The sequence below is a fragment of the Bifidobacterium saimiriisciurei genome (genome assembly GCF_010667655.1).
Taxonomy (GTDB): domain Bacteria; phylum Actinomycetota; class Actinomycetes; order Actinomycetales; family Bifidobacteriaceae; genus Galliscardovia; species Galliscardovia saimiriisciurei.
Genome location: NZ_WHZU01000005.1, coordinates 149,066 through 174,953 on the forward strand (window position 1 = coordinate 149,066; position 25,888 = coordinate 174,953).

Consider the following 25,888-nt stretch of genomic DNA (forward strand, 5'->3'; position numbering starts at 1 on the left):
TTAGTTTACACAACCATCGGACGAAAACAAGCGACCTTGGCAATCAAAATGCGAGTTGCGGGGCTTCGCTCCGAAAAGACCGAAAGCCCCGCAACTCGCGTTTTCGTCTCCGGATTCGCGGCCCCAGCCCCGAATCCGGAATTTGCAGACCGTTCCGCTACCCTTTCTACAGCACCTTGGAGAGGAAGGAGCGCAGGCGCGGGCTCTGCGGATTGCCGAAGATCTGGGCCGGGGTGCCCTCCTCCTCGATGATGCCGGCGTCGGTGAAGATCACGCGCGTGGAGACCTCGCGGGCGAATGCCATCTCGTGGGTCACGAGCAGCATGGTCATGCCCTTGTTGGCCAGGTCGCGGATGACCTGCAGCACGTCGCCCACCATCTCGGGGTCGAGCGCGGACGTGGCCTCGTCGAACAGCATGATGTCGGGGTCCATGGCCAGCGAGCGCGCGATGGCCACGCGCTGCTTCTGGCCGCCGGAGAGCGAGTCGGGGTTGGCGTCGATCTTCTCCTCGAGTCCGACGGTGCGCAGCAGTTCGAGCGCGCGGGCGCGGGCCTGGTCGGCGGGCACCTTCTTGATGAGCGTGGGCGCGAGCATGATGTTCTCGGCCACGGTCATGTTCGGGAAGAGGTTGAAGTGCTGGAACACCATGCCGATCTGGGTGCGCACCTTGTCGATGTCGGTCTTCGGGTCGGCGATGTCGTAGCCGTTGACGATCACCGAGCCGGAGGTCGGGGTGTCGAGGCCGTTGAGGCAGCGCAGGAACGTGGACTTGCCGGCGCCGGACGGGCCGATGATGGAGATCACCTCGCCGGCGTGCACCTGGCAGTCGATGCCCTTGAGCACCTCGGTCTTGCCGAAGGTCTTGCGCAGGTCGCGCACGTCGATGACGACCTGGCCCTTGTGCTCGGGAACCGCGGGGGCGGCCGAGGCGACCTCGGGCTGGTGCGTTTCGTGCGTTGCGGCTGCGTTCTCCGCGGCGCCGCCCGTCGTGGTTTCGTTCACCGTGGTTTCGTTCGTCGCGCTCATCGCTTGTTCATCCTCCGATCGACGATATTGGCCAGCCAGGTCAGCAGGGTGATGGCCACGAAGTAGATGACGCCGACCATGAGCAGCGTCTCGGTGACGCGGAAGTTGGCCGCGTAGATCTGCTGGGCCTGGTACAGCAGTTCGCCGAAGCCGATGGCGAGCAGCAGCGAGGAGTCCTTGAGCATGATGACCAGCTGGTTGATGATCGCCGGCGTGCCGATCTTCACGGCCTGCGGCAGGATAACCTTGCGCATGGCCTGGTTGTAGCTCAGACCGAGCGAACGCGCGCCTTCCATCTGGCCGTGGTTCACGGACTCGATGGCGCCGCGCACGATCTCGACAAGATACGCGCCGGCGTTGAGCGAGAGCGTGAGCGCGCCGGCCACCCAGATGTTGATGCTGTGGCCGATGATCTGCGGGATGCCGAAGTAGAAGAAGAACGCCCACACCAGGATCGGCGTGCCGCGGAACACGGCCACGTACACGCGGGCGACCCACGACAGCGGCTTGTTCGGCGAGACGCGGACGAGACCGAGCACGATGCCGAGCACGAGCGCGATGACGAACGAGATGGCCGTGATGAGCATCGTGTTCTTCAGACCGGTCATGAGCGCAGGGAACGCGTCCTTCGCCAGGTCGATGAAGCTCTTCTTCGCGGTCGAGTCGGCGGTGGCCGGCTTCACGCTGGAATCCTCGCCGAGGTACTTCGCGAGGATCTTGTCGTATTCGCCGGACTTCTTGAGGTTGGCGAGGCCCGCGTTGAACGCCTTGAGCAGGTCGGCGTTCTGGCCCTTGTTCACCGCGAAGCCGTAGTCGCCACCCGGGACCTTCGGGGTGACGGTCTTGAGCCCGTTGCCCTGCTGGATGCCGTAGGCGAGCACCGGGTAGTCGTCGACGACGGCGTCCGCGTTGCCGGACTTCACCATCTCGTACATCGTGGCCGACTGGTCGACCGACTTGACCGTGTAGCCGTACTTGGCGGCGTTCTTCTTGGCGAACATCTCGCCTTCGGCGCCGGTCTTCGCCACGACGGTCTTGCCCTTGAGGTCCTCGTAGCCCTTGATGGCGTCGTTGTTCTTGGCGATGGCCATCTGCACGCCCGACTGGAAGTACGAGTCGGAGAAATCATAGATGGCCTTGCGTTCGTCGGTGATGGTCATGCCGGCGATCACGCCGTCGGCCTGGCCGGACGACATCGCCTGCAGCGCGGCGTTGAATCCGAGGGACTGGATCTGCACGTTGAAGCCCTGGTCCTTGGCGATGGCGTGCAGCAGGTCCATGTCGATGCCGACCATCTGACCGCTGGAGTCGCGGAATTCGAACGGCGCGAACGTGGTGTCGGTGGCGACCTTGAACGTCTTGCCCTGCACTTCGGAGACCTGTGCGGCCTGCGCCGAGGAGACGCCGACGGTGCCGAGGCCGGCCACGCACAGCACGAGGGCCAGCAGCATGCCGAATGCGCGTCGCCACTGCGTGGCGCGCCGCATCACGGCAGCATTGAACTTCTCAATATGCATACATTGAGCTCCTTTACAAAACGAGGTAATCCTACTCTCCCGTAGTTTTCGGTTCTGTAACCAATCCTTCGGCGCCGTTCGTCCGCCGCGTCATACGTGCCGTGTGAGCCGTGGTTCCACATGCATGCGGCATATCGGGCCGCATGGCCTTGTGACGGCGTCGCGCCTGTTTTTCGAGGATCCTCGGGAGGCCGTCCGCCGACCGTCGTGCGGTCATGATGCGGACGTCACGAAAAGACAAGGATTAAGAAGACTGATTTTACACAAGCCCGTGGAATCCGGACGGGGGCATCCCGAAACCATGGGCCTTGCAAAAATTTTTCGCAATTATTACACGGTTTTCGTAAGATGGTGCCATGTCCGACGATTTTCAGTACGAGCGCCGTTTTTTCTGCCGTGAATTCCCCGTGGAATACGACGACGGGGACGCCCCCACGCTGATTGTGCAAAGCTATTTCGTGCATCAGGACGGATTCGCGCTGCGTATCCGCCTGCGTTCACGCGACATCCGCGTGCCGATGGGGCCGCAGGCCGATGGTCTGACCACGCTGATGCAGTATCGCGAGCATTTTTCGGAGGCGTTCGTCACCGTGCAGGGGAACGCGGTCGGAGGGACCCGCTATGAGGCGGAACGCACGATCGACGCGAACATCGCCATCGAGCTCGTGCTGCGCGGGGGAACGCCCATCATCAAGAACCGCTATAGCGTCTGGCTTGGTGAGGATGGTTGGGAGATCGACGTGTTCGGCGCGAACAATTCGGGACTGATTCTGGCGCAGGTGGAGCGTTCCAGCCCGGTGACGAACCTGACGATCCCCTCGTTCTGCACCGCCGAGGTGACGGAGGACCAGCGCTTCTACAACGACGGACTGGCGTCGAAGCCGTTCATCACCTGGCGGGACGACTACTACGAAGAGCTGGAGCGCTACGGCGCGCATTTCTCACAGCTCTTCGGACGCAATCGTATGGAGTAGCCTCAGTACATCAGCGTGGCGAGACGACGACGGGCACGCGCCACGCGGGCGTCGTCGGCGGCGGGGATGGCGAAGTATTCGAGCAGACGCTTGCGCACCGGTTCGACGTCGGCCTTGTGCCCGGCGAGGAAGTCGAGCAGGCGGCTGAACGCATCCTCGATCTGACCGCCGATCATGTCGATGTCGGCGACGGCAAGCTGCGCCTCCACGTCGTCGGGGTTGTCGGCCGCGGCGGCGCGCACGGTACGCACATCGGCTTCGGCGGAGCGGGCGAGCAGCAGGGCCTTGGCGTGTTCGCGGGCGGCGCGGGCGTCGTTCGGGTCGGCTTCCATGAGTTTCGCGTATTCGACGGCGGCGCCGGCGTAGTCGCCTTCCTGGGCGAGCTGGTGGGCCTTCTGGTGTTCGGGCGGAATCTGTTCCTCGGCGCTCTTGCCGGCCGCGGCGTCGGCGCCCTCGGATGCGGCGCCGGCCTCCTGGTACGGCGCGGTGCCGGTGACGCCGGCCTGCTGCGCCATCTGGATGATCTGCGGAATCAGCGTGCCGGTGATCTGCTCCATCTCGGCGTCGGAGGGCACGCCCTGCATGATGGGCATCGGACGGCCGCCGACAAGTCCGTAGATGGCGGGGGCTCCCTGAGCCTGCAGCGCCTGGGCGATGGTCGGGCTCTTGGCGATGTCGATTCGGGACAGCTGGATCTTGCCTTCGAGCTTGTTGACGGCATCGCCGAGCTTGCGAGCGACGTCGAAGCAGCGGTCGTCGTTCGTCACCCACAGCAGCAGGAGGATGGGGAACGTGGCCGAGGTCTGCACCATGGCCTGGAACGTGCTTTCGTCGGTGTCGATGACGTAGCCGCCGGCGGCCGGCGCGCCTCCGGCCTCGCCGGCCTCGGCGTCGACCTTATGCTTCAACGCTTCGAGGTCGACCGCGCCCGCCAATGAAAGACCGGGATTGAACTTCGGCTGCTCCGCCATGATGATGCTCCTTACGCGATTAATCGCACGATGGTCGTCTTGCTACTGATTAGTATTACCAACGTTTGCGACAGCATGCCCCGTTTTCGCGGGTTTTTTCGGACGAATGGCGAAATATGACCGTATTCGCCGATCCTCGCACATGCCCCATACGCACGAATCGCCGAATATGCCGCTATACGCCGATTCATCCGCAATCTCCTTGCTCACGAATCGTCGAATATGCCGCTATCCAACGATTCGCGCACGACAAAATCATGCATGGATCACGAATTACGTATATATCTTGCGATTCGTGCACATCCTCCCTGTTCACGAATCGTCCGATGCATTGGCATCAGTCGATTCGATTATCGGAATTCATCACACGAATCGCCGAATATATAAATATCCCGTGATTCGTGAGCGGATTATTCACCCACGAACCACGGGATACAACGATGATCACACATTCGTGAACGCGGCGACGGCGCATGAATCGACGATCACACCCATATCAGATGATTCATGCACACCGAAGACGCTCCGTCATGGAGTAATGCGTGTGGCCTGCACGGAGCGCAAGGTGAAGACGTACCCCAGCTCTCAATGATGCGTGCGGCTTTCGTCGTGTGGAAGATGAAGGCGTACCCAGCTCTCAATGATGCGTGCGGATTCGGCTCGGCAGAAGGTGAAGACGTACGACCGGTACTTCGAACCTTCTGCCGAGCCGAAGACGCTCCATCATTGGGCTTCGACCTTGATGGGCTGGCGTTCGGCGCCGACAGCCTGTATCTTCGCGTCCGTTCCCTGCTTGGGCACGTACAGCGCGACGACGTTCACGTAGGTGACCTTCATGGTGCTGGTGGCCTTGCCCTTGCCGAAGAGGGCCTTTTCGGCGTCGGATGCGGGGAGGGATTCGCGGCCTTCGCCGGCGGCGCGGACCCATTCGGAGTTGATCTGCGCGACGACGAGGTCGCCGTTGTCGCCGGCGGCCCTCATGATGCGGATCTGGTCGGGCTCGACGGTGAATTTCTGGGATTGGGTGCCCTTGTTGGCGGCGATGCCCTTCTGCACGGTGGCGGTGAGCTCGGTGAGGTCGTCACGCAGCTGGTCGTCGCCGAACTCCTTGGCGTACTGGCTCTTGGCGCCGTTCTGGAGGACGTCGGCGTAGTGGGCGACGGCGTCCTCGGGGGTGGCGACGAGTCCGGTGTCCTTGGCGGTGCCCATGGAGGAGCCGAGCTTGGGGACTTCGAAGGCGGGCAGCTGAGCGCCCTGGAAGAGTCGCGCGACGGCCCAGAGCTTGTAGTTGCTGTGGGCGTCCTCCTGGTTGAGGACGAGGAGTCGCTGCGACTGCTGGTCGTCGGTGGTGGTGGTGATGGTGAAGACGGAGCGCGGCCAGCTGGAGTCGGTGGGAATCACCGTCTGGCTGATCTTTGAAGGAATGGTGCTGCGCTTGTCGAGCGAGTTGGTGGCCTTGGCGATGGTCAGCTGGCTGGTGCGCACGGCGAGCTCGGGCCCTTCGACGCGTTCGGAGAGTCCGCTGGCGTCCTTGGCTTGATCGGCCTTGGTGAGGGTGTCGAGAACCGATGTACGGATCTTGCGCTCCTTGGCCTCGGTCATGACGGGCGCGGACGCGGTGGCGGTCGGCGTGGTCACCTGCGGCACGCGTTCCTCGCATGCGGCGACCATCGGCAGCATGGCCACGATGAGGGATGCCGTGGCGACGCGGCGCAGTTTCGAGGCGTTCATCACTTGCCCTCCTTGGTTGTCTCGTCGGTTTCGTCGGTGTTCTCGTCGGCGCTTCCATCGGCTGAGGAATCGTTCGCTTCGCTCGACTCCTCGACGGCGTTGGCGGCGGCCTGGTTGGCGGCGTTCTCCGCAGCCAGTCGGGCGAAGTAGTCCTGCAGCTCGTCGGCGGTGATCTGCGACGTCGAGGTTCCAACCTCGGTGTCATCGCCGCTGCCGCCCGCGTCGGCACCGTTCGGTTCGACGGCGTCGACGCCGTGGGCGTCGGTCTCCCCCGTCGCGAATTCGATGCCTGGTCCGCTTGCGGCGTCGGAGTCCGGCGCCTGCTGTTCGAGCATGTTGACGGAGGTGACGTCGAGAATCGCGGGACCGGAGGCGGTTTCGCCGGCTGCGGCTACATTTTCGACGGCCGCAGCCGCCAGTTCGGCCTCGTGGTTCCTACGCCGGCGGGAGCGGCGATGGGAGTGACGGCGTTCGCCTCGACGGCGCGACGACGATTCGGAACGGCCGTGCATCCAGTGGGGGTGTTCGCCGGGTTCCGGCTCCGGTTCGGGTTCGACCGGGGATTCGGCCTGCTTCTTGCGACGTCGGTGGTCCTCGATGGAGAAGATGGTGGCGACGAGCACGGCCATGGCGACGAGCAGACCGCCCACGAAGTAGAACGGCGTGGCGAAGTCGGGCACCTGCGCACGGGTCCAGCTCATGGTGACGGTGGCGTCGGCCGCCGCGTTCGCACCGGTCGAGCCGGCATTGGCGTCGACGAGCACGACGCGGTCGCTGCCGGCCTCCTTCCACTTGAGCGTGGCGGAGCCCTGGTCGCACTGCACGGATTCCCACATGTCGGAGTCCTGGAAGGCGACGCTCTGCCCGTCGCCTTGGCCGTCGGACGAGGATGCCGCGGACGACGAGCCGCTTCCCGAATCGTCGGCGTCGATCTTCGTCTGCTGCGTGGAGAACTTCTGCCAGGTCTCCAATCCGCTGATTCGCGTGTACTGCTGGCCGGAAAGCCAGCCGGTCGCGTCGCGAGGCGCGGCGACGGCGACGCAGACCTGCGCGTCGGCCGCACCCTTGACGGTGATGTCGACGGTGTTGTCGGCGAGCGCCAGCACGCCGGGATCGCTGACGACATACTGCGTGGTCGTCTTCGCCGAGACGGCGACGTGCGGGTTCGGCTTCCAGATGGTCATGTTGAGGGCGCCGAACACGAATGATGCGATGGCCAATACGGCGAGAATCGGCGTGACGATGCCGCGCAGGATCTTCTTGCGCTTGGCGTGACGCTGCTTGGCGATCTGTGCGAGTTCCTCGTCGCTCAGCTTCGGCGCGGGCGTAGCGTCCTCGGCCGAGGACGCATCGTCATCGGTGTCGCCACCGGCGAGGGCGGCCGTGGATTCGGGTTCGGGACCGGTCACCGGAGCGATCGCCATGGTGGCGAGGTCGGCGACGTCCGACGGCTTGAACACCGTCGTTGCCTCGGCATCGGCGTTCGATGATTCGGGCGCACCGTTCGTTTCGTCTGCCGCATTCGATCCGGGCGCGATGTTCGTTTCGGGTGCAACGTTCGATTGGGTCCCGGCGACGCCGGCCGTCTGCGTTTCGGCCGACGGCTGCGCATCGTCCGGCGTTTCGGCGTCGCGTCCGTGGCGCCGCCTGCGGCGGCCGCCGAACGCGAAGGCGAACAGTCCCCTGTGCTGTTCGACGTCGTCGCGGTTGATGGTGTCGTCTTCGAGGTCCTTGTCGGATCCGTCGGATTCCGCGGCGGCCGCATCGGCGTTCGCGGCCGGAGCCGCGCCGCCGTCATACGGACGGTCGCCGCCCGATGTCGCGGGAACGGCGAAGACGCTGGAATCGTAGACGGACGGGAAGTCGGCGGTCGCCTCGAATTCCGGCGACACGGACGGCACGTCGGCGTGGGAATCGACATCATGCGAGACTGCATCGGGATCCGTCGCCGTCGCACCGGCGGACTTCGAGGCGTCCGACGCAACGTCGTCGGCAGCGGACACGGACGCGGGCGCCGATACGGAAACGTCGTCGCGCCTGCCGGCGGGACGGTTCGTCTTGTCGCCCCGGACGCCGGCCAGGTCGAACAGGCTCAGCTCGCCCGTGGAACGGGCCTTGCTGCCGGATTCCCCCGAATCGTCCGGCGAGGCCGCGCCGAGCACGATATCGTCCAGCGACGGCGGACGATACAGCTTGTCGAACGGCGAATTTCCAACGTTTTCAGGCATGCTGACGTCATCGGCGGAGGCGTCCGCCGGGAAAGAAGAATGCTGTGAGGATGATGCCGCGGCCTGCTTCGCGTCCTGTTCGCGGGCGGCCGCCGAGTTCCTGTCGTCATCCTGATGCTGCAGGTTCATGTCACTCATATTGTCTGCCATTCTACAATCCCCTATGCACCTCGATTCCGTCCGAGGCTGCGGGACGGTCAGGAAATACCATTAGAGTAGTGGTTTATGCGCGATTACTTCTCAATCATTCGTAGCCACTCCCGCCGCATCCTGGCAGTGGCCTGTGCCGCGGCGATGACCGTTTCGCTGGCCGCCTGCGCGGACGGCTCGGAAAGCAAGGATTCGTCCTCGTCGTCGTCCACCTCGAAGACCGTTTCCGGTCTGACCAAGATGACCGGCATCACCGCCACCGGCGAGCTCGGCAAGAAGCCGAAGGTCACGTTCAAGACCCCGTTCAGCGTGAAGAACAACTCCTATCAGATTCTGCAGGAGGGCAACGGCGAGGCCGCGACCGACGGCGACCGCCTGTGCACGCAGCAGATTATCCTCGACGCGAAGAGCGGCGAGGAGGTCGCCAGCACGTGGTCGGACGACGCTCCCGAGTGCGGCATCCTCATCGGCAAGAACTCCATCGACGAGGCGTACTACAACCTGTTCAAGGGCCTGAAGGTCAACACCACGCTGGCGATCGGCGTGAACAACTCCTCGTCGTCGAGTTCGTCGACGTCGTCCACGCTGGAGCAGTACATCAACGTGATGACCATCGTCTCGAAGTCGAAGTCGCTCACCCGAGCCGAAGGCGACAAGGTGACGAACATCCCGTCGAACCTGCCGAAGGTCACGCTCGACAAGAACGGCAAGCCGTCGCTGAACCTCAACGGCTACAAGCCGGGCGACAAGCTCGTGGTGCAGACGCTCATCAAGGGCAAGGGCGCGAAGGTCAAGGAATCGAACACCGTGAGCGCGAACTACACGGGCTGGCTGGCCAGCAACGGCAAGCAGTTCGATTCCTCATGGGACCGCGGTTCGGCCTCCGACTTCGCGTTGAACCAGGTGGTCAAGGGCTGGACGCAGGGTCTGACCGGCCAGACGGTCGGCTCGCAGGTGCTGCTCATCATCCCGCCGAGCCTTGGCTATGGTTCGGAGGCGAAGAGCGGCATTCCGGCGAATTCCACGCTGATCTTCGTGGTCGACATCCTCGCCGCGTACTAAACGCCGAGACGTCCTGATAACCGTTCTTATAACAAGGAAGCTCCCCCACGGCATTCGTGAGGGAGCTTTTTTAGAATAATCTCAGCTCGTCGGAGTCGGTCCCCTTCATCTCGTCGTAGTCGAGGATGAGGCATTCGAAGCCGCGGTCCTTGGCGAGGACCTGCGCCTGGGGGCTGATGGTCTGAGCGGCGAAGATGCCGCGGACGGGGGCGAGCAGGGGATCGCGGTTGAGGAGCTTGCAGTAGCGGGTGAGCTGTTCGACGCCGTCGATGCCGCCGTTGCGTTTGATTTCGATGGCGACGTGGGTGCCGTCGGCGTCGATGGCCATGATGTCGACGGGGCCGATGGCGGTGGGGTATTCACGGCGGACGAGCTTGGCACCTTCGCCGATGCGTTCGATCTGTTCGGCGAGATAGCGCTGCAGATGGTCCTCCACGCCGTCCTTGACGAGGCCGGGGTCGATTCCGAGGTCGAAGTCCTGGTCGGAATAGACGTGGTAGAGGGAGACGACGAGCACGTCGGAGCTTTTGTCGGCGGTCACGCGCAGTTTTTTCACCGGCTGGTGGATATCACTGGGGATATCCTCGTCGGGTTCGACGTCAAGCTCCTTGATGGTGCAGGGGGCCGCCATCCAGTTGAGCGGCTTGTAGGAGCCGAGCTCGGAGAATATGAGGCAGCTGGAGTCGGCCTTGATGAGGATGACTCGTTTGGCTTCGGGAAGTGAGGCGTTGAGCCGGCCGGAGTATTCGGCCGAGCAGTCCGCGACGATAATACGCATACGGCACAGGATAGAAAAGGACGCGGACCGTGCCGTCGGATTCACTCTTTTTGCATGAGTCGGAAAGAGTGAACCGAGACCGCAACGAAAAAGGGGCGGAACCCGTAGGTTCCGCCCCTTGGTTCAGGACGATTACTCGCCTTCGGTCACGGTCTGGGCCTCTTCGCAGGTCTCCACGGCCACGGTGAGCTTGTTGGAGTCGAACGAGATGAAGCCGTCGGTCACCTTGAAGCCGAGGACGTTGCCGTCCGGCTCGGTAACCTTGACCAGTCCGTCGTTGGTGGCGGTCAGCACCGGCTCGTGGTCGGCGAGGATACCCATGGAACCCTCGGAAGCCGGTAGCGAGACCATCGTCGCCTCGCCCGACCAGACCGGCCGGTCGGCGGCGACGATGTTCACCTTCAGCGTTGGCTTGTTGGAGGCGGCCATCAGGCTGCGTACTCCTTCTGCATCTGGTGCCACTTCTCCTCGAGGTCCTCGATGCCGCCGATGCCGGAGAACGCCTGCTCCGGGACGTCGTCATACACGCCGTCGCAGATGCGCTTGAAGGCCTCGATGGTCTCGTCCTTCGGCACGTAGGAGCCGGGACGACCGGTGAACTTCTCGGCCACGTAGAAGTTCTGACCGAGGAACTGCTCGATCTTACGGGCACGGTTAACGGTGGTCTTGTCCTCTTCGCCGAGCTCGTCGATACCGATCAGGGCGATGATGTCCTGCAGCTCCTTGTTACGCTGCAGAATCGCCTTGACGCGGTTGGCGGTCTCGTAGTGGGCCTGACCGACGTAACGCGGGTCGAGGATTCGCGAGGTGGAAGCCAGCGGATCCACGGCCGGGTAGATGCCCTTCGAGGCGATCTCACGGGAAAGCTCCGTGGTCGCGTCGAGGTGGGCGAAGGTCGTGGCGGGGGCCGGGTCGGTGTAATCATCGGCCGGCACGTAGATGGCCTGCAGGGAGGTGATGGAGTGGCCTCGCGTGGAGGTGATTCGCTCCTGCAGGGCGCCCATCTCGTCCGCCAGGTTCGGCTGGTAGCCCACTGCGGAAGGCATACGGCCCAGCAGCGTGGACACCTCGGAACCGGCCTGGGTGAAGCGGAAGATGTTGTCGATGAAGAGCAGCACGTCCTGGTTCTGCACATCGCGGAAGTACTCCGCCATGGTCAGAGCGGTCAGCGGGACGCGCAGACGGGTCCCCGGGGGCTCATCCATCTGGCCGAAGACCAGTGCGGTCTTCTCGAGAACGCCGGCCTCCTCCATCTCGCCGATGAGGTCGTTGCCCTCACGGGTACGCTCGCCGACGCCGGCGAACACGGACACACCACCGTGGTTCTGGGCGACTCGCTGGATCATCTCCTGGATGAGCACGGTCTTGCCGACGCCTGCACCACCGAACAGACCGATCTTTCCACCCTGCACATACGGGGTGAGCAGATCGATGACCTTGATGCCGGTCTCGAACATCTGGGTCTTGGACTCCAGCTGGTCGAAGGCGGGCGGGTTGCGGTGGATGGGCCAGCGGTCCTTGACCGTGATGGTCTCGTCGGCCTTCTTGTTGAGGATGTTGCCGGAGACGTCGAACACGTGGCCCTTGGTCACGTCGCCGACCGGCACCTCGATCGGGCCGCCGGTGTCGGTGACGAAGGCGCCACGAACCAGACCATCGGTAGGCTTCAGGGCGACGGCGCGCACGATGGAATCACCCAGGTGCTGCTCGACCTCAAGCATGATCTTGTGGCTTTCCTCGCCCTCGGTGCTACCGGTGGCGGCGATTTCAACCGTCAATGCGTTATAGATATCGGGCAGGTGACCTGCAGCGAACTCAATATCGATAACCGAGCCTTGGACACGAACAATGCGGCCCTGCGTGGCTTCCGAGGCATCAGTCTCGGACGCCGTTGCCGCAGCTACATTTACTGCCATGGCGCTCCTATTCTTTCTCGTTGTTCAGTGCGTCAGCACTGCCGATGATCTCGGTAAGTTCCTGAGTAATCGCGGCCTGACGTGTGGCGTTGAGCTTGCGCGTCAGTTCGTCGATCAGGTTGCGTGCGTTGTCCGTGGCGGTGTGCATGGCGTTCTGCCTGCATGCCGTCTCCGATGCCGCGCTGGTGAGCAGGCACTCGTGGATGCGGGACTGCACGTACTTCGGGAGGACGCGATCGAGGACTTCATCACGACTGGGCTCGAAGGAGTAGAGCGGGCGGGCCTCGGGAGCACCCGACGCCTCGGCCTTCTCATCGTCTTCGACGCTGACGAGCTCCACCGGCAGCATGCGCAGGATGCGCACCTTCTGCACCACCATGTTCACGAATTCGGTGAACACGATGTAGAGTTCGCTGACGCCGCCTTCCTCGGCCGGCTTCATGTAGGCATCCAGCAGGGCCTTGGAAATCTCCTCGGCGACTTCGACGCCGGGGGCATCCGTGTTGCCCTCCCAGGTGCCGCGCACATCGCGGCCACGGTACTTGTAGTACGTGACGCCGCGGCGGCCGTAGACATAAAGCTCGGGCTTCTTGCCCTGGTCATCAAGCTTGGCCAGCAGGCTTTCCGTCTCGCGAATGATCGACGAGGTGTAGGCGCCTGCCATGCCTCGATCCGCCGTGAGGGCGAGGACGGCCACGTTCGGGTTGTCCTCGTCCTTCCTCACGATCGGATGCGAGATATGGGTGTGCTGGGCCAGAGCCTGGACGGCATCGAAAATCGCATCGGAGTAAGGCTTCGCGGCCAGGGCCACGTTGCGGGCCTTGGCGATGCGCGAGCTTGCGATCATCTCCTGTGCGTTGAAGATCTTCTCCAACGACGCGGTGGAGGCGATACGCGCCTTATATGCGAGTTGCGATGCCATGGATTACTCCTCTTCCGCCTTGGTGGAAGCCTTGCGTGCGACCAGCTTCTCCTGCTCGACCGGGGTGTCGGTCTTCTCGACCGGCTTCTCGGCGACGAGCGGGGTGCCGTCGTGCTGCACGAAGGTGCCGCGGAACTCCTCGACCGCCTTGTCCAGGGCGGCTTCGGTCTCGTCGGTGAACTGCTCGGTCTCGCGGATGGTCTTCAGGATGTCGGTGTTGTGGTCGACGTAGTCCAGCAGGCCATGCTCGAACGGCAGCACGTCCACGAGGTCGAGGTCATCGAGCTTGCCGTGGGTACCGGCCCACACGGAGACGACTTCCTGTTCCATCGAGTACGGGGAGAACTGCGGCTGCTTGAGCAGCTCGGTCAGGTGGGCGCCGCGGTTCAGCTGGGCCTTGGACGCCGCATCCAGATCGGAGGCGAACATGGCGAAGGATTCCAGCGAACGGTACTGCGCCAGCGAGATCTTCAGCGTACCGGAGACCTTCTTCAGCGCCTTGGTCTGGGCCGCGCCGCCGACTCGGGACACGGAGATGCCGACGTCCACTGCAGGACGCTGGTTGGCGTTGAACAGGTCGGACTGCAGGAAGATCTGGCCGTCCGTGATGGAGATGACGTTGGTGGGGATGTAGGCCGAGACGTCGTTCGCCTTGGTCTCGATGATCGGCAGGCCCGTCATCGAACCGCCGCCGAGATCATCGGATACCTTCGCGCAGCGTTCGAGCAGACGCGAATGCAGGTAGAACACATCGCCCGGGTAGGCCTCGCGCCCCGGCGGACGACGAAGCAGCAGCGAGATCGAACGGTAGGCTTCGGCCTGCTTCGACAGATCGTCGAAGACGATGAGCACATGCTTGCCGTGGTACATCCAGTGCTGGCCGATGGCCGAGCCGGTGTACGGCGCGATGTACTTGAAGCCGGCGGAGTCGGAAGCCGGGGAGGCCACGATCGTGGTGTACTCCATGGCGCCCGCCTCTTCGAGGGACTGACGCACGGAGGCGATGGTGGAACCCTTCTGGCCGATGGCCACGTAGATGCAGCGGACCTGCTTCTTCGGGTCTCCGGACTCCCAGTTGGCCTTCTGGTTGATGATGGTATCGATCGCGATGGCGGTCTTACCGGTCTGGCGGTCGCCGATGATGAGCTGACGCTGGCCGCGGCCGATAGGCGTCATGGCGTCGATGGCCTTGAGGCCGGTGGACAGCGGCTCGTCGACCGGATGACGGTGCATCACGTCGGGGGCCTGGGCCTCGAGGATTCGACGACCCTCACTCTTGATCTCTCCCAGGCCGTCGATGGGCTGGCCCAGCGGGTCGACGGTGCGGCCGAGGTAGCCGTCGCCGACCGGCACGGAGAGCACGTCGCCGGTGCGGCGCACTTCCTGGCCTTCCTCAATGCCTGCGAAGTCACCGAGAACGACCACGCCGATTTCACGGGCATCCAGGTTGAATGCCAGGCCGAGCGTGCCGTCTTCGAACTTCAGCAGCTCGTTGGCCATGCATCCGGGGAGACCCTCCACGTGCGCGATGCCGTCGCCAGCGGTCCGGACGGTGCCGACCTCTTCGGTCGGAGTCTCGGACGGCTTGTAGGACTCGACGAAATCGTCGAGCGCCTGGCGTATCGCCGCGGGATCGATGGTCAATTCTGCCATTGATCACTCCTTTTGTTGTTTGTATTCAAGAACGTTCTTTCAGCTTGCCTGAGCCGACCGAAGGTCAGGCGACGGCTCGCTTGAGATGTTGCAGTTGGGCCGCAACGGTGTTGTCGGTGACTTCCGACCCCACCTGGATGCGCATGCCTCCGAGGACGCGGGGATCGACCACGCTGTTGACGAACACCTGACGACCAAGCTTCTTGGCGTAGACCGCCTTGATCTTCTGGAACTGTTCGTCCTTCAGCGGAATCGCGCTCGTCACCGTGACCATGGAACGGTCGCGGTGGGTGGCCACGACGTCGATCAGCCAGTTGATCGTCGACAGGAATCGACGGTTGCGCAGATCGCGGGTGGCGTGCTCCGCCAGGTCCATGGTGATCGGGTCGAGGGCCTGCCCCTTGAGCAGGTTCTTCAGGAACCTCACACGTACTTCGGGCTTGGCGTGGGCGTCGGACAGACGCTGACGCACGACCGGGAGGGTGAGCAGCGCGGAGGCCAGCTCCGACAGCTCGATGGACACGGTCGAGCACGCATTGCGCACGTCGGCGGCGCTGAGCAGTGCGTCGACGGCCAGGTCCTCGGTGGCGTCCGCGATGTCGGCGGGCTTGCTCCAACGCTGGGCTGCGAGACCTTCGGCGATCTCGACGGTCAGCGGCGTTGCCTTACCCTGCAGAATCGTGGAGACCAGCTTCACCTTGCTGTCGGCCGGGTACGCGGGATCGGTCAGCGCGCGGGAAAGCGCACGGTTGTCGTCGAACGCCGCGGCGAGGTCGAACAGCTCGTCGCCCACGGTCTTCGCCTCGGCGCCGGCCTTGGCCAGCTTGTCGGCGAAGGACTCACGCAGTGCCTTCACCGAGCTCTTTGAAGTCTCTCCATACATCGAAAGTTCACCTCCTGCCCTTTGCTTCGCGAGTTTTCACCTGTCCAGCCATGCTCACTTGGCCTTTCCGGCGGGGTCCTTGTCGATGCCGTCGATCATGGAATCGATCATCGAGGACTGCACGTCGGCGTCCGAGAGCTTGCTGCCCAGGATCTTGCCGGCCAGGGCCGTCGCCAAGGCGCCGACCTCGCCCTTGAGGCTCACGAGAGCCTGCTGCTGCTGAGATTCGATGGACTTCTGCGCGTTCGCGGTGATCTGCGCCGCATCGGCTTCCGCCTTGGTGCGGGCGTCCGCGATGATGTGCGAGGCCTCGGTACGCGCGTCGTCGCGGATCTTGGCGGCGTCGACGCGGGCCGTGTTGAGCTGGTCCTCGTACTTCTTCTTGGCGGCGTTGGCATCGGCCTGGGCCTGCTCGGCCTTGGCGATGCCGCCCTCAATCTTGGCGGCCCTTTCGTCGAAGATCGCCTGGAACTTCGGCAGGAAGAACTTATAGAAGAATATGGCGACGACGATCAGGATGACCGTGGACCAGATGATGTCGTAGTCCTCCGGGACGAACAGCGCGATGCCGCTCTTTCCTTCCGCAAATGTCTCCATATCCGCCTCCTTTCACTTCACTCGTCTGGATTACTTACCGTGTTCCAGAGGAATCAGGCGGTGAAGATGAAGCCGGAGATGAAGCCGAGGAGGGCAAGGAACTCGATCAGACCGAAGCCGATCCACATCAGGGTCTGGATACGGCCACCGAGCTCGGGCTGGCGGGCGGTGGCTTCAATGGCCTTGCCGAACACGATGCCGACGCCGATGCCGGGGCCGATGGCGGCGAGGCCGTAGCCGATGGCGCTCAGGTTACCGGTCACCTCTGCGAGAGTGATGAGATCCATTGTTGTTTCCTTTCTTTTGTGTTCGTAAGACTACGAATCAAAAAAATCCTTATGTAAAACCGTATTGAATTATGAAAACTTCTTGTGCCGCGACGATGCCGCACGATAGGGAATCCTTGACGCCACGCGCACCGACGTTGTGCGTTGGCCGTTCAACAGGCGACGGGGATTCGGAATCGCTGGTCAGTCGACCTCGGGGTAGCTCATGTTGATGTACACCGACGACAGCGTGGCGAAGATGAACGCCTGCAGGTAGGCCACGAAGGCCTCGAACAGGGTCATGATGAAGCCGAACGCGAAGGTCACCACGCCGGCGGCCATCATCACCTTGTTCTCGGTGAGGATCAGGAAGAACTGAGTGGCCGAGAAGCACAGCGCCACGATGAGGTGTCCTGCGATCATGTTGGCCAGAAGTCGCAGCGTCAGCGATGCCGGGCGGATGATCAGGATGTCGATGAGCTGCATCGGCACAAGCAGGATGAGCACCGGGAACGGGACGCCGGGGGGCGTGCACTCCTGCTTGAGGTAGCTCAGCAGGCCCTGCTCACGGCAGGCCGCGATCCAGTACTGCACGAATGTCCATGCGGCGAAGATCAACGGCATCATGATGGTCGCCGTGGCGGCGATGTTCATGCCGGGGATGATGCCACACAGATTGAATAGGAAAATGGTGAAGAAGATCGTGGTGATCATCGGGACGTAACGCTTGCCGCGCAACTCGCCCATGACCTCGTAGACGATCTTGTCTCGAACGTAGTCGAGTCCCCATTCGACGAATCCCTGCCAACGACCGGGAATCAGCTTCGCACGGGATGCCGTGATTCCGAGAATCAGCAGCATCACGACCGTCATGATCACACGGACCATGATGATCCTGTTCATGGCGAACGGCGTGCCAGCGAAGATGATCTCCGGAGGGAGGAATTCATCGATAGAGGGGATTTCAGGGCCTGACTGCGCGGCCAACACCGCGCTTGCAGCCCCTGTAAATGCTGCAACGCCTGCCATACTGCGTGCCTCCTCTTAATCGAACCTGAACCAATATAGCGCTTTTTGCGCAGATATTGTGTCACGAACGTTAACGCGCAGTATGTCTTCTTTGCATGCCTGCGCGAGCCTCCAATGACATACAGACTACCGGAATTTCGTCGTTTATAAAGCGTCCGTTTTCGGGTGTCGCGCGAGCGTTTTTTCTTTTCGAGGCGGACCGAAAACCGACGGCAAGCGCTGCCGCTGCCTGATTTTGCGCCGTTTCTCGCCGTTTGTCCCATATGAGCGGTCTCAAAACCATAGCCACTATTCGGACAACGGGACCCGGCAATATGGTCATTATGTGGACGCTTCGGCAAGAATGAGGCCGTCTGATTTGCGAACGGAGGTGCACCGGTTCACATCACTATGACGACACAAACGGGTGGCGGTGTCGGATTTCTTCGCCGACGCCGCCACCCGAACAGGGGGATATTTCCATGCGGGCCCCGTCCCGCCCACGGCGTGTCGTTATCGAAAAGAAACCGACACACCATCCGTCCCCGAACGCCCTACCGCTCGATCACGCCATAGCCGCAGCCGTCGAACGTATGAAAATCGTCACCGCGCGGGCCGTCTGGCGAACGACGGTAGCGACGGTCGGTCCCCAGACGCTTCTCGGCACGCAGCTGCGGCACCTCCGTCAGGTCGTACGGCGTGGTCTGGTACACCCAGTTCAGCCAGTTGCGCCACAGCAGGTTCGCGTGGGAGCGCCAGGCGAACAGCGGCTCCTGCGTCGGGTCGTCGTGCGGGAAGTAGTTCGTCGGGAACGGCACGTTCTTCAGACCCCGCGCCATGTCGCGCTCATACTCCTCGGCGAGCGTCCACTTGCCGTACTCCCAGTGGCCGAGCGCGAACACTTCGGAGAAGTCGCGCGTGGCGACCAGTCCCGGACCGCTCTCCGGCCCCCAGGTGAGCACCTGCAGGTCGGGGTTCGCTCGGATGTCGCCCATATCGACGTCGGCGAGGCGCGAATGCGGCTGCAGCGCGATTTCGTCGAATCCGTTCGTGATGAAGCAGTACTCGTCCTGCAGACGCTGCGGAAACACGCCGAACGTCTTCTTCTCCAGCAGATGCTTCCTCACGCCGTAGCGATAGTAGAGGGCGCCCATCGCACCCCAGCACAGATACATGGTGGAGAACACATGCGTGCTCGCCCAGTCGAGGATGCGCTTGAACTCGTCCCAATAGTCGACTTCCTCGAACGGCATATGCTCCACGGGCGCGCCGGTGACGACCAGACCGTCGTAGTAGTTGTGCTCGAAGGCGTCAAGATTCTCGTAGAACTTCAGCAGGTGGTCGCGGCTGGTGTGCGTTGCCTCATGCGTCGACGTCTTCATGAAGTCGACGTCCACCTGCAGCGGGGACTTGGAGATGAGCCTCAGCAGCTGCGTCTCCGTCTCGATCTTCTTGGGCATCAGGTTGAGGATGACCAGACGCAGCGGTCGGACGCGCTGCTTGACCGCGTCGTCGCTTTCCAGCGCGAAGATGCGTTCGGAGTCGAGTATCGCACGGGCCGGCAGACCCTTCGGAATCTTGATAGGCATGTATCCAATTATTGCAGTGTCGTATGGCAGGTGTCACGCCGTGGATGCATTATCGCCGCCGGGCGCAACGCTTTCCCTTATGCCCCGCTATCGATTCCGGCTATCACCGCACAATCGCCCTGTTTTCAACACGCCGATAAAACCCAATGATTGCAACGATTATCGACGATATATTTCCCATATGGCGAATATCGAATTGACTTCCCGCGGAAAGTACGTATAGTAATACAGGTTGCCCGAGATAACGGGCCGACGCGGGGTGGAGCAGCTCGGTAGCTCGCTGGGCTCATAACCCAGAGGTCCATGGTTCAAATCCATGCCCCGCTACCAAGTAGAAGACCGTCGCAGTAATGCGGCGGTCTTTTTTATTTCATATCGGTCTGATGCCGTCAGCTGCGGCGACGGATGGCGGCGAGCATGAGACCCACGGTGGCGAGCGCGGCGGCGCCGGCTCCCATCAACGGGATCGTCTGCCCCACGCCGGTGACCGGCAGGGAGCCCGGCTGTTCGGGCTGCGGCTCCTGCGGCTCTTCGGGCGCCGGTTCCTCGGGCTCCTCCTCCACGGTGGTGATCTCGCCGTCGATGCCGAGCGGGTGGGAGTCGATGACCTCGCCGTCGGGGCTCCAGAGCGTGGCCTTCCAATACACCCTGCCGGGTTTGTCGGCTTTGACACCGGGGCTGACCACGGTCTGCGCGGTCTTGCCGGCGTCGAGTTCCACACGCGCTTCGTCGAGGATGCGCGAACCGGTTCCGGGCTCCACGTCGTCGCCCACAGGTTCATAGGCGGTGAACGTCACGTACGAGCCGGATTCGAGGTGCCCGGTCACCTTGGCGCTGTCGAGGAATTCCTTGCCCACGGTGGTGACGGGCGGTATCACGGCGGTGGTGATGTCGGGCATGTGCCGTTCGCCGTCCGGTTCGATGTATACGCGCTCCCACGCGTCGTCGTAGGCGCTGGTCACCGCCTGCACGCGGTCATCGCCGGCGAACGAGTATACGAATACGTAGTATCCGGCCCGTTCGGCGGTGATGGTCACCGGCTTGCCGTCGGCGTCGGGCACTCCCCCGCCGACCTTGATGCGTCCGTTCTTCGCGGGGTATTCCCATGTGCCTATGCGCTTGTGGTGGTCGTCCTCCTTGGGAACCGCCGCCCCGTTTGGCTTGTACCGCTTGTTGTTCTTGGGATTCTCGGCGTCGCCGGCCCACCATACGCTCACCTGCGCGCGTTCGACGTCGGCGCCGAAGCCGTATTCCTCGCTTCCCTTGAATTCGCCGTGGTCGTCGGGGAATCCGGTGACGGCTATCTGGTCGCTGAGTTCGGAGCCGATCACTCCGGTGTGTTCGGTGGCGGTGGAGTCCACGGCTGCGGGGGTGCGTACGGACAGCGTCTCGGGCCGTTCCATCAACGCGCTGGAGAAGTCGGCCCGAATCCATTCGCGCACGGACTCGGTCTGCCGTTCCCTGTCCACCGTCCATACCCAGGTGCCGAAGCCGGCGTGCCCGTTCCCGTTGGATCGGTATGGTTCATTGCCGTCGGGCGCGGTCACGGCGCGGACCTCCTTGCTTTGCCCGGCGCCGGTGAATTCCGCCGTGCCATATGCGGCCGGCGAATATCCGGCGGCTTTGAGGCGGGCGAGGAAGTCCTTGGCCTTCTCTCCCGCTTTCGGCGCGATTCCCTGACCCAACGCCTTGGGCTTGATGCCGGCGAAATAGTAGCCGTCGGCCTTTATGGCCGCGCCGCTTTTCCATGTGTCACCGTCGGCGAGCGTCGACGTGACCTTGTCGGTCACCTCGTCGCCCGCATCGACGATTTTGTCTCCGACCACGGTGGTGAGCCCCGGCTGGAAGGTCTTAACCACGTCGAAGGTCACGACGTCCTTCTTCTCGCTTGCCGAGGTGCCGTAGCGCAGATAGTCCTGGCCGCTGGTCAGCCGTTCGATCGTGCCGTGGTCATAGGAGACGTTCGCCGTCACGGAGCCGGCGTCGGTGGCCTTCCACGCGAGGCGTATGGTCTTGGCGGCGGTTTTGCCGGTGGCAGTGTTCTTGCCGTTGTCGAAGGTCGCCGGTCCGGTGAGTTTCACGGTGTAGGGCACCCCCGTCACCTTCGCGCCGCCCGAGCCGGTGATCTCGACGTCCACGTATCCGCTGCGCTTGCCCTCGAGATACGTGACCGTCGCCGATGTCGTCGTGACCACCCGGCCGGCGGCCTCCTTCCACAGGGCGTCGGCCCGTGCCTGCACGGTCGGATGCTCCTTGAGGAACGCGGCCTTGCGTTGCTGCCACAATGGCTTGTCGAGCGCTTCGAAATGGTCGTGGATCAGCATGGCGATGGCGGCCTGGGTGGTCGGGTCGGTGTTCGACTGGTAGGCGTCGGCCAGGTACGCCACTTGCCGTGCCGCCGCGGAGTCCTTGATGGCCATGGCCTCGCCGTATTCGTATGATGCGGGCACGCCGGTCTCGATACAGTAGGCGTTCCGTCCGTTCGGCGCGACGGCGATGACGCCGATGTTGTACCGCTCGCCGTTGAAGGTGTACCACAGCTGGCTGTCGACGGGCGCGTGCATGGTGGCCGCTGAGGCCGATCCGGCGGATCCCAGGCCCATCATCACGACGACGACGGCGATGAGGGACCGGCATATTCTCCGCCACATGGACCCCATTGCCCCCGGCTTTCGTCGATATCGACGCGGCCGCTGCCGAAATATCCGTCCCCGAATCGTGTTCGGGGAATCTGCGAGTGTGTGGTTCGGCATTGTTCCCATCCTTCCTTATGAATGTTCCGCCTCGCGTGCGGGAGCGGATGAGAACGACGATGCCAGAGCGGCGCGCACCGACGCCAGCGGCGTCGGCAATGTTGACGAACGTGGCCGGAAACGGGCCCGACGGAGCCTCGATGTGGATGACGCAACGGCCTTCCACAATCCCGCGGTTTTTCGAGGCCGTTCGTTCACGAGAATGTGGACGGTTTCACCGGCATCCACAACGTTCGTCCCGAAAACGACCGTCGGCGATGTGGACGCCCGGACGGGTATCCACATCGCCGACGGTGATTCGCCGAGCTCCGAACTACTTGACGAACTCCTCGGGATGCTTGGCGAAGGCGGCGGCGCAGCCGGCGCCGCAGAAGTAGTAGGTCCTGCTGTTGTAGTCGTGGCTGGCGGTGGCCTTGGCCGGGTCCACGCTCATGCCGCACACGGGGTCGGTCTCCGACCCGCCGTGATGCATCTGCATGCCGCCCATATCGTGTCCCATGTGTCCTTCGTGTTCGTTCTTGCGGCTGAACAATGCCATGATGGTTCCTTTCCTTTGGTTCCGTTGACGATTCCTTTGAATCGAAATCCTATAGGGCTTCACGTGCTCGGGGTCGAATCCGTTCAATCGGCCGGCGTTCGTCACCACCGACAGCGACGAGCAGGCCATGGCCGCGCCCGCGATCATCGGATTGAGCAGCATGCCGACGAACGGGTACAGCACGCCGGCGGCCACCGGGATGCCGATGCCGTTGTAGCCGAACGCGAAGCCGAGGTTCTGACGGATGTTGCGCATGGTGGCATGCGCCAGGTCGATGGCCGTGACGACGCCTTGCAGCGAGCCGTTCATCAGCGTGATCTGCGCGGATTCGATGGCCACGTCAGTGCCGGTGCCGACGGCGAAGCCGACGTCGGCGCGCGCCAACGCCGGCGCGTCGTTGATGCCGTCGCCGACCATGGCGACCACGCGGCCTTCGGCTTTGAGCCATGCCACCTCGTCGGCCTTGTTCTCCGGCCGCACTTCGGCCACCACGTGCTCGATGCCCACCTCGCCGGCGACGGCCTTCGCCGTGCGCCCGTTGTCTCCGGTGAGCATGACCACGTCGATGCCGCGCGAGCGCAGCTTCGCAACGGCATCCTTCGACGTCGGCCGTACGACGTCGGCCACGGCCACGACGGCGGCAAGCAAGCCGTCGATGGCGACCAATACCGGCGTCTTGCCTTCGGCGGCGAGCCGGTCCATGGCGGCGAACACGTCGTCCACGGTTTCGCCGGCCTCGTCGGGCATGCCGACGTCATGCTCGTCCATATATTCCGCGTTGCCGACGAGTATGCGTCGGCCGTCGGCGAGCGCCTGCACGCCGCCGCCGGCCGACGACCTGAATTCCGACGGCTTCGGCACGTCGACGCCACGAGAACGGGCGCCGGCGACGATGGCCGCGGCCAGGGGGTGTTCGGAATCGTGTTCGGCGGCAGCGGCAAGGCGGAGCACGTCGTGGTCATGACCATGCCATGCGCCGAACGCGACGATGTCGGTCAGCTGCGGCCTGCCTTCGGTGATGGTGCCGGTTTTGTCGAGCACGACGGTGTCGATGCGGGCCGCGGTCTCCAACGCTTCCGCGGATCGGATGAGCACGCCGTATCGTGCGGCCTTGCCGGTGGCGATGGTGATGGACAACGGCGTGGCGAGCCCGAGCGCGCAGGGGCAGGCGATGACCAGCACGGAGACGGCGGCGACCAGCGCATGCGTGACGCGTGGTTCGGGACCGAACGCATACCAGAGCGCACACGCCCAGATGGCGATCAGCACGACGACGGGCACGAAGACGGACGAGACCTTGTCGGCGAGGCGCTGCACCGGCGCCTTGGAACTTTGCGCGGCCTTGACCAAGGCCACGATCTGCGAGAGCACGGTGTCGGCGCCGGTTGTGGTCACGCGGTAGCGCAGCGAGCCCGCGCCATTGACGGTCGCGCCGGTCACGGTGTCGCCTGCGGTCTTGCGTACGGGCATGGACTCGCCGGTGATCATCGATTCGTCGACCGACGATTCGCCGGAGACGACCGTGCCGTCGGCCGGCAGCTGTTCGCCCGGCCGCACGACGACGACGTCGCCGACGATGACCTGTTCGACGGGGATTTCGACCTCCGCGCCGTCGCGTTCCACCCGCGCGATCCTGGGCCGCAGGGCGACAAGGCTTTTCACCGCCTCGTTGGTGCCGGCGCGGGCGCGCGCCTCCAGCACCTGCCCGACCAGCATGAGGGTGATGATGGTGCCGACGGCCTCATAGTATGGTTCGTGCGAGGCGGCGGGCAGCACCTCCGGCGCGAAGGTGACGACGAGACTGTAGAGCAGCGCCGCCATGGTGCCGACGGTGATGAGCGCGTTCATTTCGGCGTTGCGGTGACGGATGGCGGCCCAGCCGCTGACGTATATGGGCCGGCCGGAGTAGAACACGACCGGCAGCATGAACAGCAGCTGCACCCATGCGTCGAGATGGTAGAGATGGAACATCGCGGCCATGAACACCGGCAGCGTGCAGATGGCGGCGACGACGAGACGGCGCACGAGGGTGCGGAACTCCTTGCGGGAGGCGGCGTCTTCAATCTCTTCGGTGCCCTTGGCACCTTTGGCATCCGTGGCACCTTCGGCATCCGTGGCATCCTCGGCGACCGCCGAGTCGTCGTTCCGCCCGGCATCGCCCGTATTGGCGGCCTCCATGCCGGCGGCGCCTCCACTTGACGCATCGTTTGCCACCACGCCGTTCTTCACCGGCGCGATGCCATGTTTCGCCGGCAATACGCGCAATGTGCCATGCAGCATGTTCATGCCGCAGGCGAAGCCGAAGTCACCGGCCTCGGTCGGCGTCAGACGGACGGTCGTCGTGCGGAACGGCGGCAGTTCCCTGTCGATGCCGAAATCGGGGAACACGACGTGCGACGAGCACTCGCCGGTCTCCTTCCTATCGAAGACCAGCCTCACCGGCACGCCGGCCTCGACCTCGACGACCGACGGACTGTATCCGCCCTGCACGGCGATGACGGCCTCCTGCTCGCCGTTGCCCATCGTCGCGCGATACGCCTTGCGCGGCGCGAGAAAGAACCAGACGACGCCCGCACTCAGCACGAGCGCCAACACCGGCGCCACGATAGTTCCCATAGTCATCTCCTTGCATCCACGGACCACCATATACCCCATAGGGGTATAATGCAATCAGCGATATCGCCCTGCGCAAACGCTCACCGGACCTCGCAGACGCCGACCGCCCACACCGACGGCCACGGAGATATCGAACATACAGGTATACGAACACACAGGTATATATAGGAATGCAAAGGAGCGAGCATGGCACGGTCCTCGACGCCGGAGGCATCATCCACCAAATCCGCCAAGGCGGCACGCAGGCCGGCGGAGCGCCGCAACCACTGCCACGACGCCCGGCCGTACGACGAGGGCGTCCATAACACCTCGCCGCACGACGAACACGACGGCTTCCCACACAGTGCACACAACGGATATGACGCCGATCAGAAGAAGATCCTCGCCCGCCTCAGCCGCATCGAGGGGCAGATCCGCGGCATCAGGCAGATGACCGAGAACGGCGAATACTGCATCGACATCCTCACGCAGATCGCCGCGGCGAACAGCGCGCTGAAGTCGGTGGCGATGCTGCTGCTCGACGACCATCTCAATCATTGCGTGCGGCAGGCGGCCGCCGAAGGCGGGGCCGTCGCCGACGAAAAGCTCGACGAGGCCAGCGCCGCGATACGCCGCCTCGTCAAGTCATAGGACAAGCCACAAAAAAGGCGGATGCCCTCGTGGGGGCATCCGCCTATGACGCATAAGTCAATCACATCACGACCGACGG

Annotated in this window: 20 protein-coding genes and 1 tRNA gene; 4 read left to right on the forward strand and 17 right to left on the reverse strand. The window is 63.5% G+C overall.

Features of this window, described 5'->3' with window-relative positions:
• Positions 1 to 166: 166 nt before the first annotated feature.
• Together GFD18_RS04520 and GFD18_RS04525 are read right to left on the reverse strand one after the other, a co-directional pair.
• Complete coding sequence (locus tag GFD18_RS04520; RefSeq protein ID WP_163198335.1) at positions 167 to 1,027, reverse strand: amino acid ABC transporter ATP-binding protein; 861 nt, start codon at positions 1,025 to 1,027, stop codon at positions 167 to 169.
• Entirely contained in the window at positions 1,024 to 2,544 is a 1,521-nt protein-coding gene (locus GFD18_RS04525) for an amino acid ABC transporter substrate-binding protein/permease (RefSeq protein ID WP_225432887.1), read from the reverse strand. The genes GFD18_RS04520 and GFD18_RS04525 overlap by 4 nt, the downstream gene beginning before the upstream one ends.
• A gap of 356 nt (positions 2,545 to 2,900) precedes the next feature.
• Here GFD18_RS04525 and GFD18_RS04530 point away from each other — a divergent pair, with 356 nt between their 5' ends.
• A complete protein-coding gene (locus GFD18_RS04530) occupies positions 2,901 to 3,518 on the forward strand; it encodes a CYTH domain-containing protein (RefSeq protein ID WP_163198337.1) in 618 nt (205 codons plus the stop codon).
• Positions 3,519 to 3,520: 2 nt separating this feature from the next.
• Here the strand turns inward: GFD18_RS04530 and GFD18_RS04535 are convergent, their stop codons facing one another.
• From GFD18_RS04535 to GFD18_RS04545, 3 genes are all read right to left on the reverse strand, one after another.
• Entirely contained in the window at positions 3,521 to 4,489 is a 969-nt protein-coding gene (locus tag GFD18_RS04535; RefSeq protein WP_100510124.1) for a tetratricopeptide repeat protein, read from the reverse strand.
• Positions 4,490 to 5,212: 723 nt separating this feature from the next.
• Positions 5,213 to 6,220 (reverse strand): hypothetical protein, encoded by a 1,008-nt coding sequence (locus GFD18_RS04540; RefSeq protein ID WP_163198339.1) that lies wholly within the window; start codon positions 6,218 to 6,220, stop codon positions 5,213 to 5,215.
• Positions 6,220 to 8,586, reverse strand: coding sequence for a hypothetical protein (locus GFD18_RS04545; RefSeq protein ID WP_163198341.1), 2,367 nt, complete (start codon positions 8,584 to 8,586; stop codon positions 6,220 to 6,222). The genes GFD18_RS04540 and GFD18_RS04545 overlap by 1 nt, the downstream gene beginning before the upstream one ends.
• 87 nt (positions 8,587 to 8,673) lie before the next feature.
• Between GFD18_RS04545 and GFD18_RS04550 the strand changes: the two genes are divergently transcribed.
• Complete coding sequence (locus GFD18_RS04550) at positions 8,674 to 9,660, forward strand: FKBP-type peptidyl-prolyl cis-trans isomerase (RefSeq protein ID WP_404801603.1); 987 nt, start codon at positions 8,674 to 8,676, stop codon at positions 9,658 to 9,660.
• A 70-nt stretch (positions 9,661 to 9,730) separates the two neighbouring features.
• Here the strand turns inward: GFD18_RS04550 and nucS are convergent, their stop codons facing one another.
• The 10 genes from nucS to GFD18_RS04600 all read right to left on the reverse strand — a co-directional run bounded on the left by nucS (position 9,731) and on the right by GFD18_RS04600 (position 19,272).
• Positions 9,731 to 10,438 carry an endonuclease NucS gene (gene nucS / locus GFD18_RS04555; protein ID WP_163198343.1) on the reverse strand — a complete coding sequence of 236 codons (708 nt, stop codon included), beginning with the start codon at positions 10,436 to 10,438 and terminating at the stop codon, positions 9,731 to 9,733.
• A gap of 132 nt (positions 10,439 to 10,570) precedes the next feature.
• Positions 10,571 to 10,867, reverse strand: coding sequence for a F0F1 ATP synthase subunit epsilon (locus GFD18_RS04560; RefSeq protein WP_163198345.1), 297 nt, complete (start codon positions 10,865 to 10,867; stop codon positions 10,571 to 10,573).
• Positions 10,867 to 12,354 carry a F0F1 ATP synthase subunit beta gene (gene atpD, locus GFD18_RS04565; protein WP_109138060.1) on the reverse strand — a complete coding sequence of 496 codons (1,488 nt, stop codon included), beginning with the start codon at positions 12,352 to 12,354 and terminating at the stop codon, positions 10,867 to 10,869. The genes GFD18_RS04560 and atpD overlap by 1 nt, the downstream gene beginning before the upstream one ends.
• A 7-nt stretch (positions 12,355 to 12,361) precedes the next feature.
• Positions 12,362 to 13,276 carry a F0F1 ATP synthase subunit gamma gene (locus GFD18_RS04570; RefSeq protein ID WP_100510131.1) on the reverse strand — a complete coding sequence of 305 codons (915 nt, stop codon included), beginning with the start codon at positions 13,274 to 13,276 and terminating at the stop codon, positions 12,362 to 12,364.
• A gap of 3 nt (positions 13,277 to 13,279) precedes the next feature.
• Complete coding sequence (gene atpA, locus GFD18_RS04575) at positions 13,280 to 14,929, reverse strand: F0F1 ATP synthase subunit alpha (protein WP_100510132.1); 1,650 nt, start codon at positions 14,927 to 14,929, stop codon at positions 13,280 to 13,282.
• A gap of 64 nt (positions 14,930 to 14,993) precedes the next feature.
• Complete coding sequence (locus tag GFD18_RS04580; protein WP_163198347.1) at positions 14,994 to 15,812, reverse strand: F0F1 ATP synthase subunit delta; 819 nt, start codon at positions 15,810 to 15,812, stop codon at positions 14,994 to 14,996.
• Positions 15,813 to 15,866: 54 nt separating this feature from the next.
• Entirely contained in the window at positions 15,867 to 16,409 is a 543-nt protein-coding gene (locus GFD18_RS04585; protein ID WP_163198349.1) for a F0F1 ATP synthase subunit B, read from the reverse strand.
• A 53-nt stretch (positions 16,410 to 16,462) separates the two neighbouring features.
• A complete protein-coding gene (atpE, locus tag GFD18_RS04590) occupies positions 16,463 to 16,696 on the reverse strand; it encodes an ATP synthase F0 subunit C (RefSeq protein WP_100510135.1) in 234 nt (77 codons plus the stop codon).
• Between the two features lie 183 nt (positions 16,697 to 16,879).
• Entirely contained in the window at positions 16,880 to 17,704 is an 825-nt protein-coding gene (gene atpB, locus GFD18_RS04595) for a F0F1 ATP synthase subunit A (protein WP_163198351.1), read from the reverse strand.
• A 533-nt stretch (positions 17,705 to 18,237) separates the two neighbouring features.
• Entirely contained in the window at positions 18,238 to 19,272 is a 1,035-nt protein-coding gene (locus GFD18_RS04600; protein ID WP_163198353.1) for a homoserine O-succinyltransferase, read from the reverse strand.
• 253 nt (positions 19,273 to 19,525) lie between these two features.
• On the opposite strand from GFD18_RS04600, the gene GFD18_RS04605 reads away from it, so the two are divergent.
• Positions 19,526 to 19,602 (forward strand) — tRNA-Met (locus GFD18_RS04605).
• A 59-nt stretch (positions 19,603 to 19,661) separates the two neighbouring features.
• On the opposite strand, the gene GFD18_RS04610 is transcribed toward GFD18_RS04605, so the two are convergent.
• Together GFD18_RS04610 and GFD18_RS04615 are read right to left on the reverse strand one after the other, a co-directional pair.
• Positions 19,662 to 21,923 (reverse strand): peptidase, encoded by a 2,262-nt coding sequence (locus tag GFD18_RS04610; RefSeq protein WP_163198355.1) that lies wholly within the window; start codon positions 21,921 to 21,923, stop codon positions 19,662 to 19,664.
• 415 nt (positions 21,924 to 22,338) lie between these two features.
• Positions 22,339 to 25,179, reverse strand: coding sequence for a heavy metal translocating P-type ATPase (locus GFD18_RS04615; RefSeq protein ID WP_163198357.1), 2,841 nt, complete (start codon positions 25,177 to 25,179; stop codon positions 22,339 to 22,341).
• Between the two features lie 378 nt (positions 25,180 to 25,557).
• On the opposite strand from GFD18_RS04615, the gene GFD18_RS11050 reads away from it, so the two are divergent.
• Complete coding sequence (locus GFD18_RS11050) at positions 25,558 to 25,809, forward strand: metal-sensitive transcriptional regulator (protein ID WP_318644318.1); 252 nt, start codon at positions 25,558 to 25,560, stop codon at positions 25,807 to 25,809.
• Positions 25,810 to 25,888 lie beyond the last annotated feature (79 nt).

Bases quoted from the DNA above. Each gene is read 5' to 3' on its own strand.
- GFD18_RS04535 (WP_100510124.1), bottom strand. From the start codon at position 4,489: ATGGCGGAGCAGCCGAAGTTCAATCCCGGTCTTTCATTGGCGGGCGCG.
- GFD18_RS04530 (WP_163198337.1), top strand. From the start codon at position 2,901: ATGTCCGACGATTTTCAGTACGAGCGCCGTTTTTTCTGCCGTGAATTC.
- GFD18_RS04600 (WP_163198353.1), bottom strand. From the start codon at position 19,272: ATGCCTATCAAGATTCCGAAGGGTCTGCCGGCCCGTGCGATACTCGAC.
- GFD18_RS04520 (WP_163198335.1), bottom strand. From the start codon at position 1,027: ATGAGCGCGACGAACGAAACCACGGTGAACGAAACCACGACGGGCGGC.
- GFD18_RS04585 (WP_163198349.1), bottom strand. From the start codon at position 16,409: ATGGAGACATTTGCGGAAGGAAAGAGCGGCATCGCGCTGTTCGTCCCG.
- GFD18_RS04540 (WP_163198339.1), bottom strand. From the start codon at position 6,220: ATGAACGCCTCGAAACTGCGCCGCGTCGCCACGGCATCCCTCATCGTG.
- GFD18_RS04570 (WP_100510131.1), bottom strand. From the start codon at position 13,276: ATGGCATCGCAACTCGCATATAAGGCGCGTATCGCCTCCACCGCGTCG.
- nucS (WP_163198343.1), bottom strand. From the start codon at position 10,438: ATGCGTATTATCGTCGCGGACTGCTCGGCCGAATACTCCGGCCGGCTC.
- atpE (WP_100510135.1), bottom strand. From the start codon at position 16,696: ATGGATCTCATCACTCTCGCAGAGGTGACCGGTAACCTGAGCGCCATC.
- atpD (WP_109138060.1), bottom strand. From the start codon at position 12,354: ATGGCAGTAAATGTAGCTGCGGCAACGGCGTCCGAGACTGATGCCTCG.
- GFD18_RS04580 (WP_163198347.1), bottom strand. From the start codon at position 15,812: ATGTATGGAGAGACTTCAAAGAGCTCGGTGAAGGCACTGCGTGAGTCC.
- GFD18_RS04545 (WP_163198341.1), bottom strand. From the start codon at position 8,586: ATGAGTGACATGAACCTGCAGCATCAGGATGACGACAGGAACTCGGCG.
- GFD18_RS04610 (WP_163198355.1), bottom strand. From the start codon at position 21,923: ATGTGGCGGAGAATATGCCGGTCCCTCATCGCCGTCGTCGTCGTGATG.
- atpB (WP_163198351.1), bottom strand. From the start codon at position 17,704: ATGGCAGGCGTTGCAGCATTTACAGGGGCTGCAAGCGCGGTGTTGGCC.
- GFD18_RS04525 (WP_225432887.1), bottom strand. From the start codon at position 2,544: ATGCATATTGAGAAGTTCAATGCTGCCGTGATGCGGCGCGCCACGCAG.
- atpA (WP_100510132.1), bottom strand. From the start codon at position 14,929: ATGGCAGAATTGACCATCGATCCCGCGGCGATACGCCAGGCGCTCGAC.
- GFD18_RS04560 (WP_163198345.1), bottom strand. From the start codon at position 10,867: ATGGCCGCCTCCAACAAGCCAACGCTGAAGGTGAACATCGTCGCCGCC.
- GFD18_RS04615 (WP_163198357.1), bottom strand. From the start codon at position 25,179: ATGGGAACTATCGTGGCGCCGGTGTTGGCGCTCGTGCTGAGTGCGGGC.
- GFD18_RS04550 (WP_404801603.1), top strand. From the start codon at position 8,674: ATGCGCGATTACTTCTCAATCATTCGTAGCCACTCCCGCCGCATCCTG.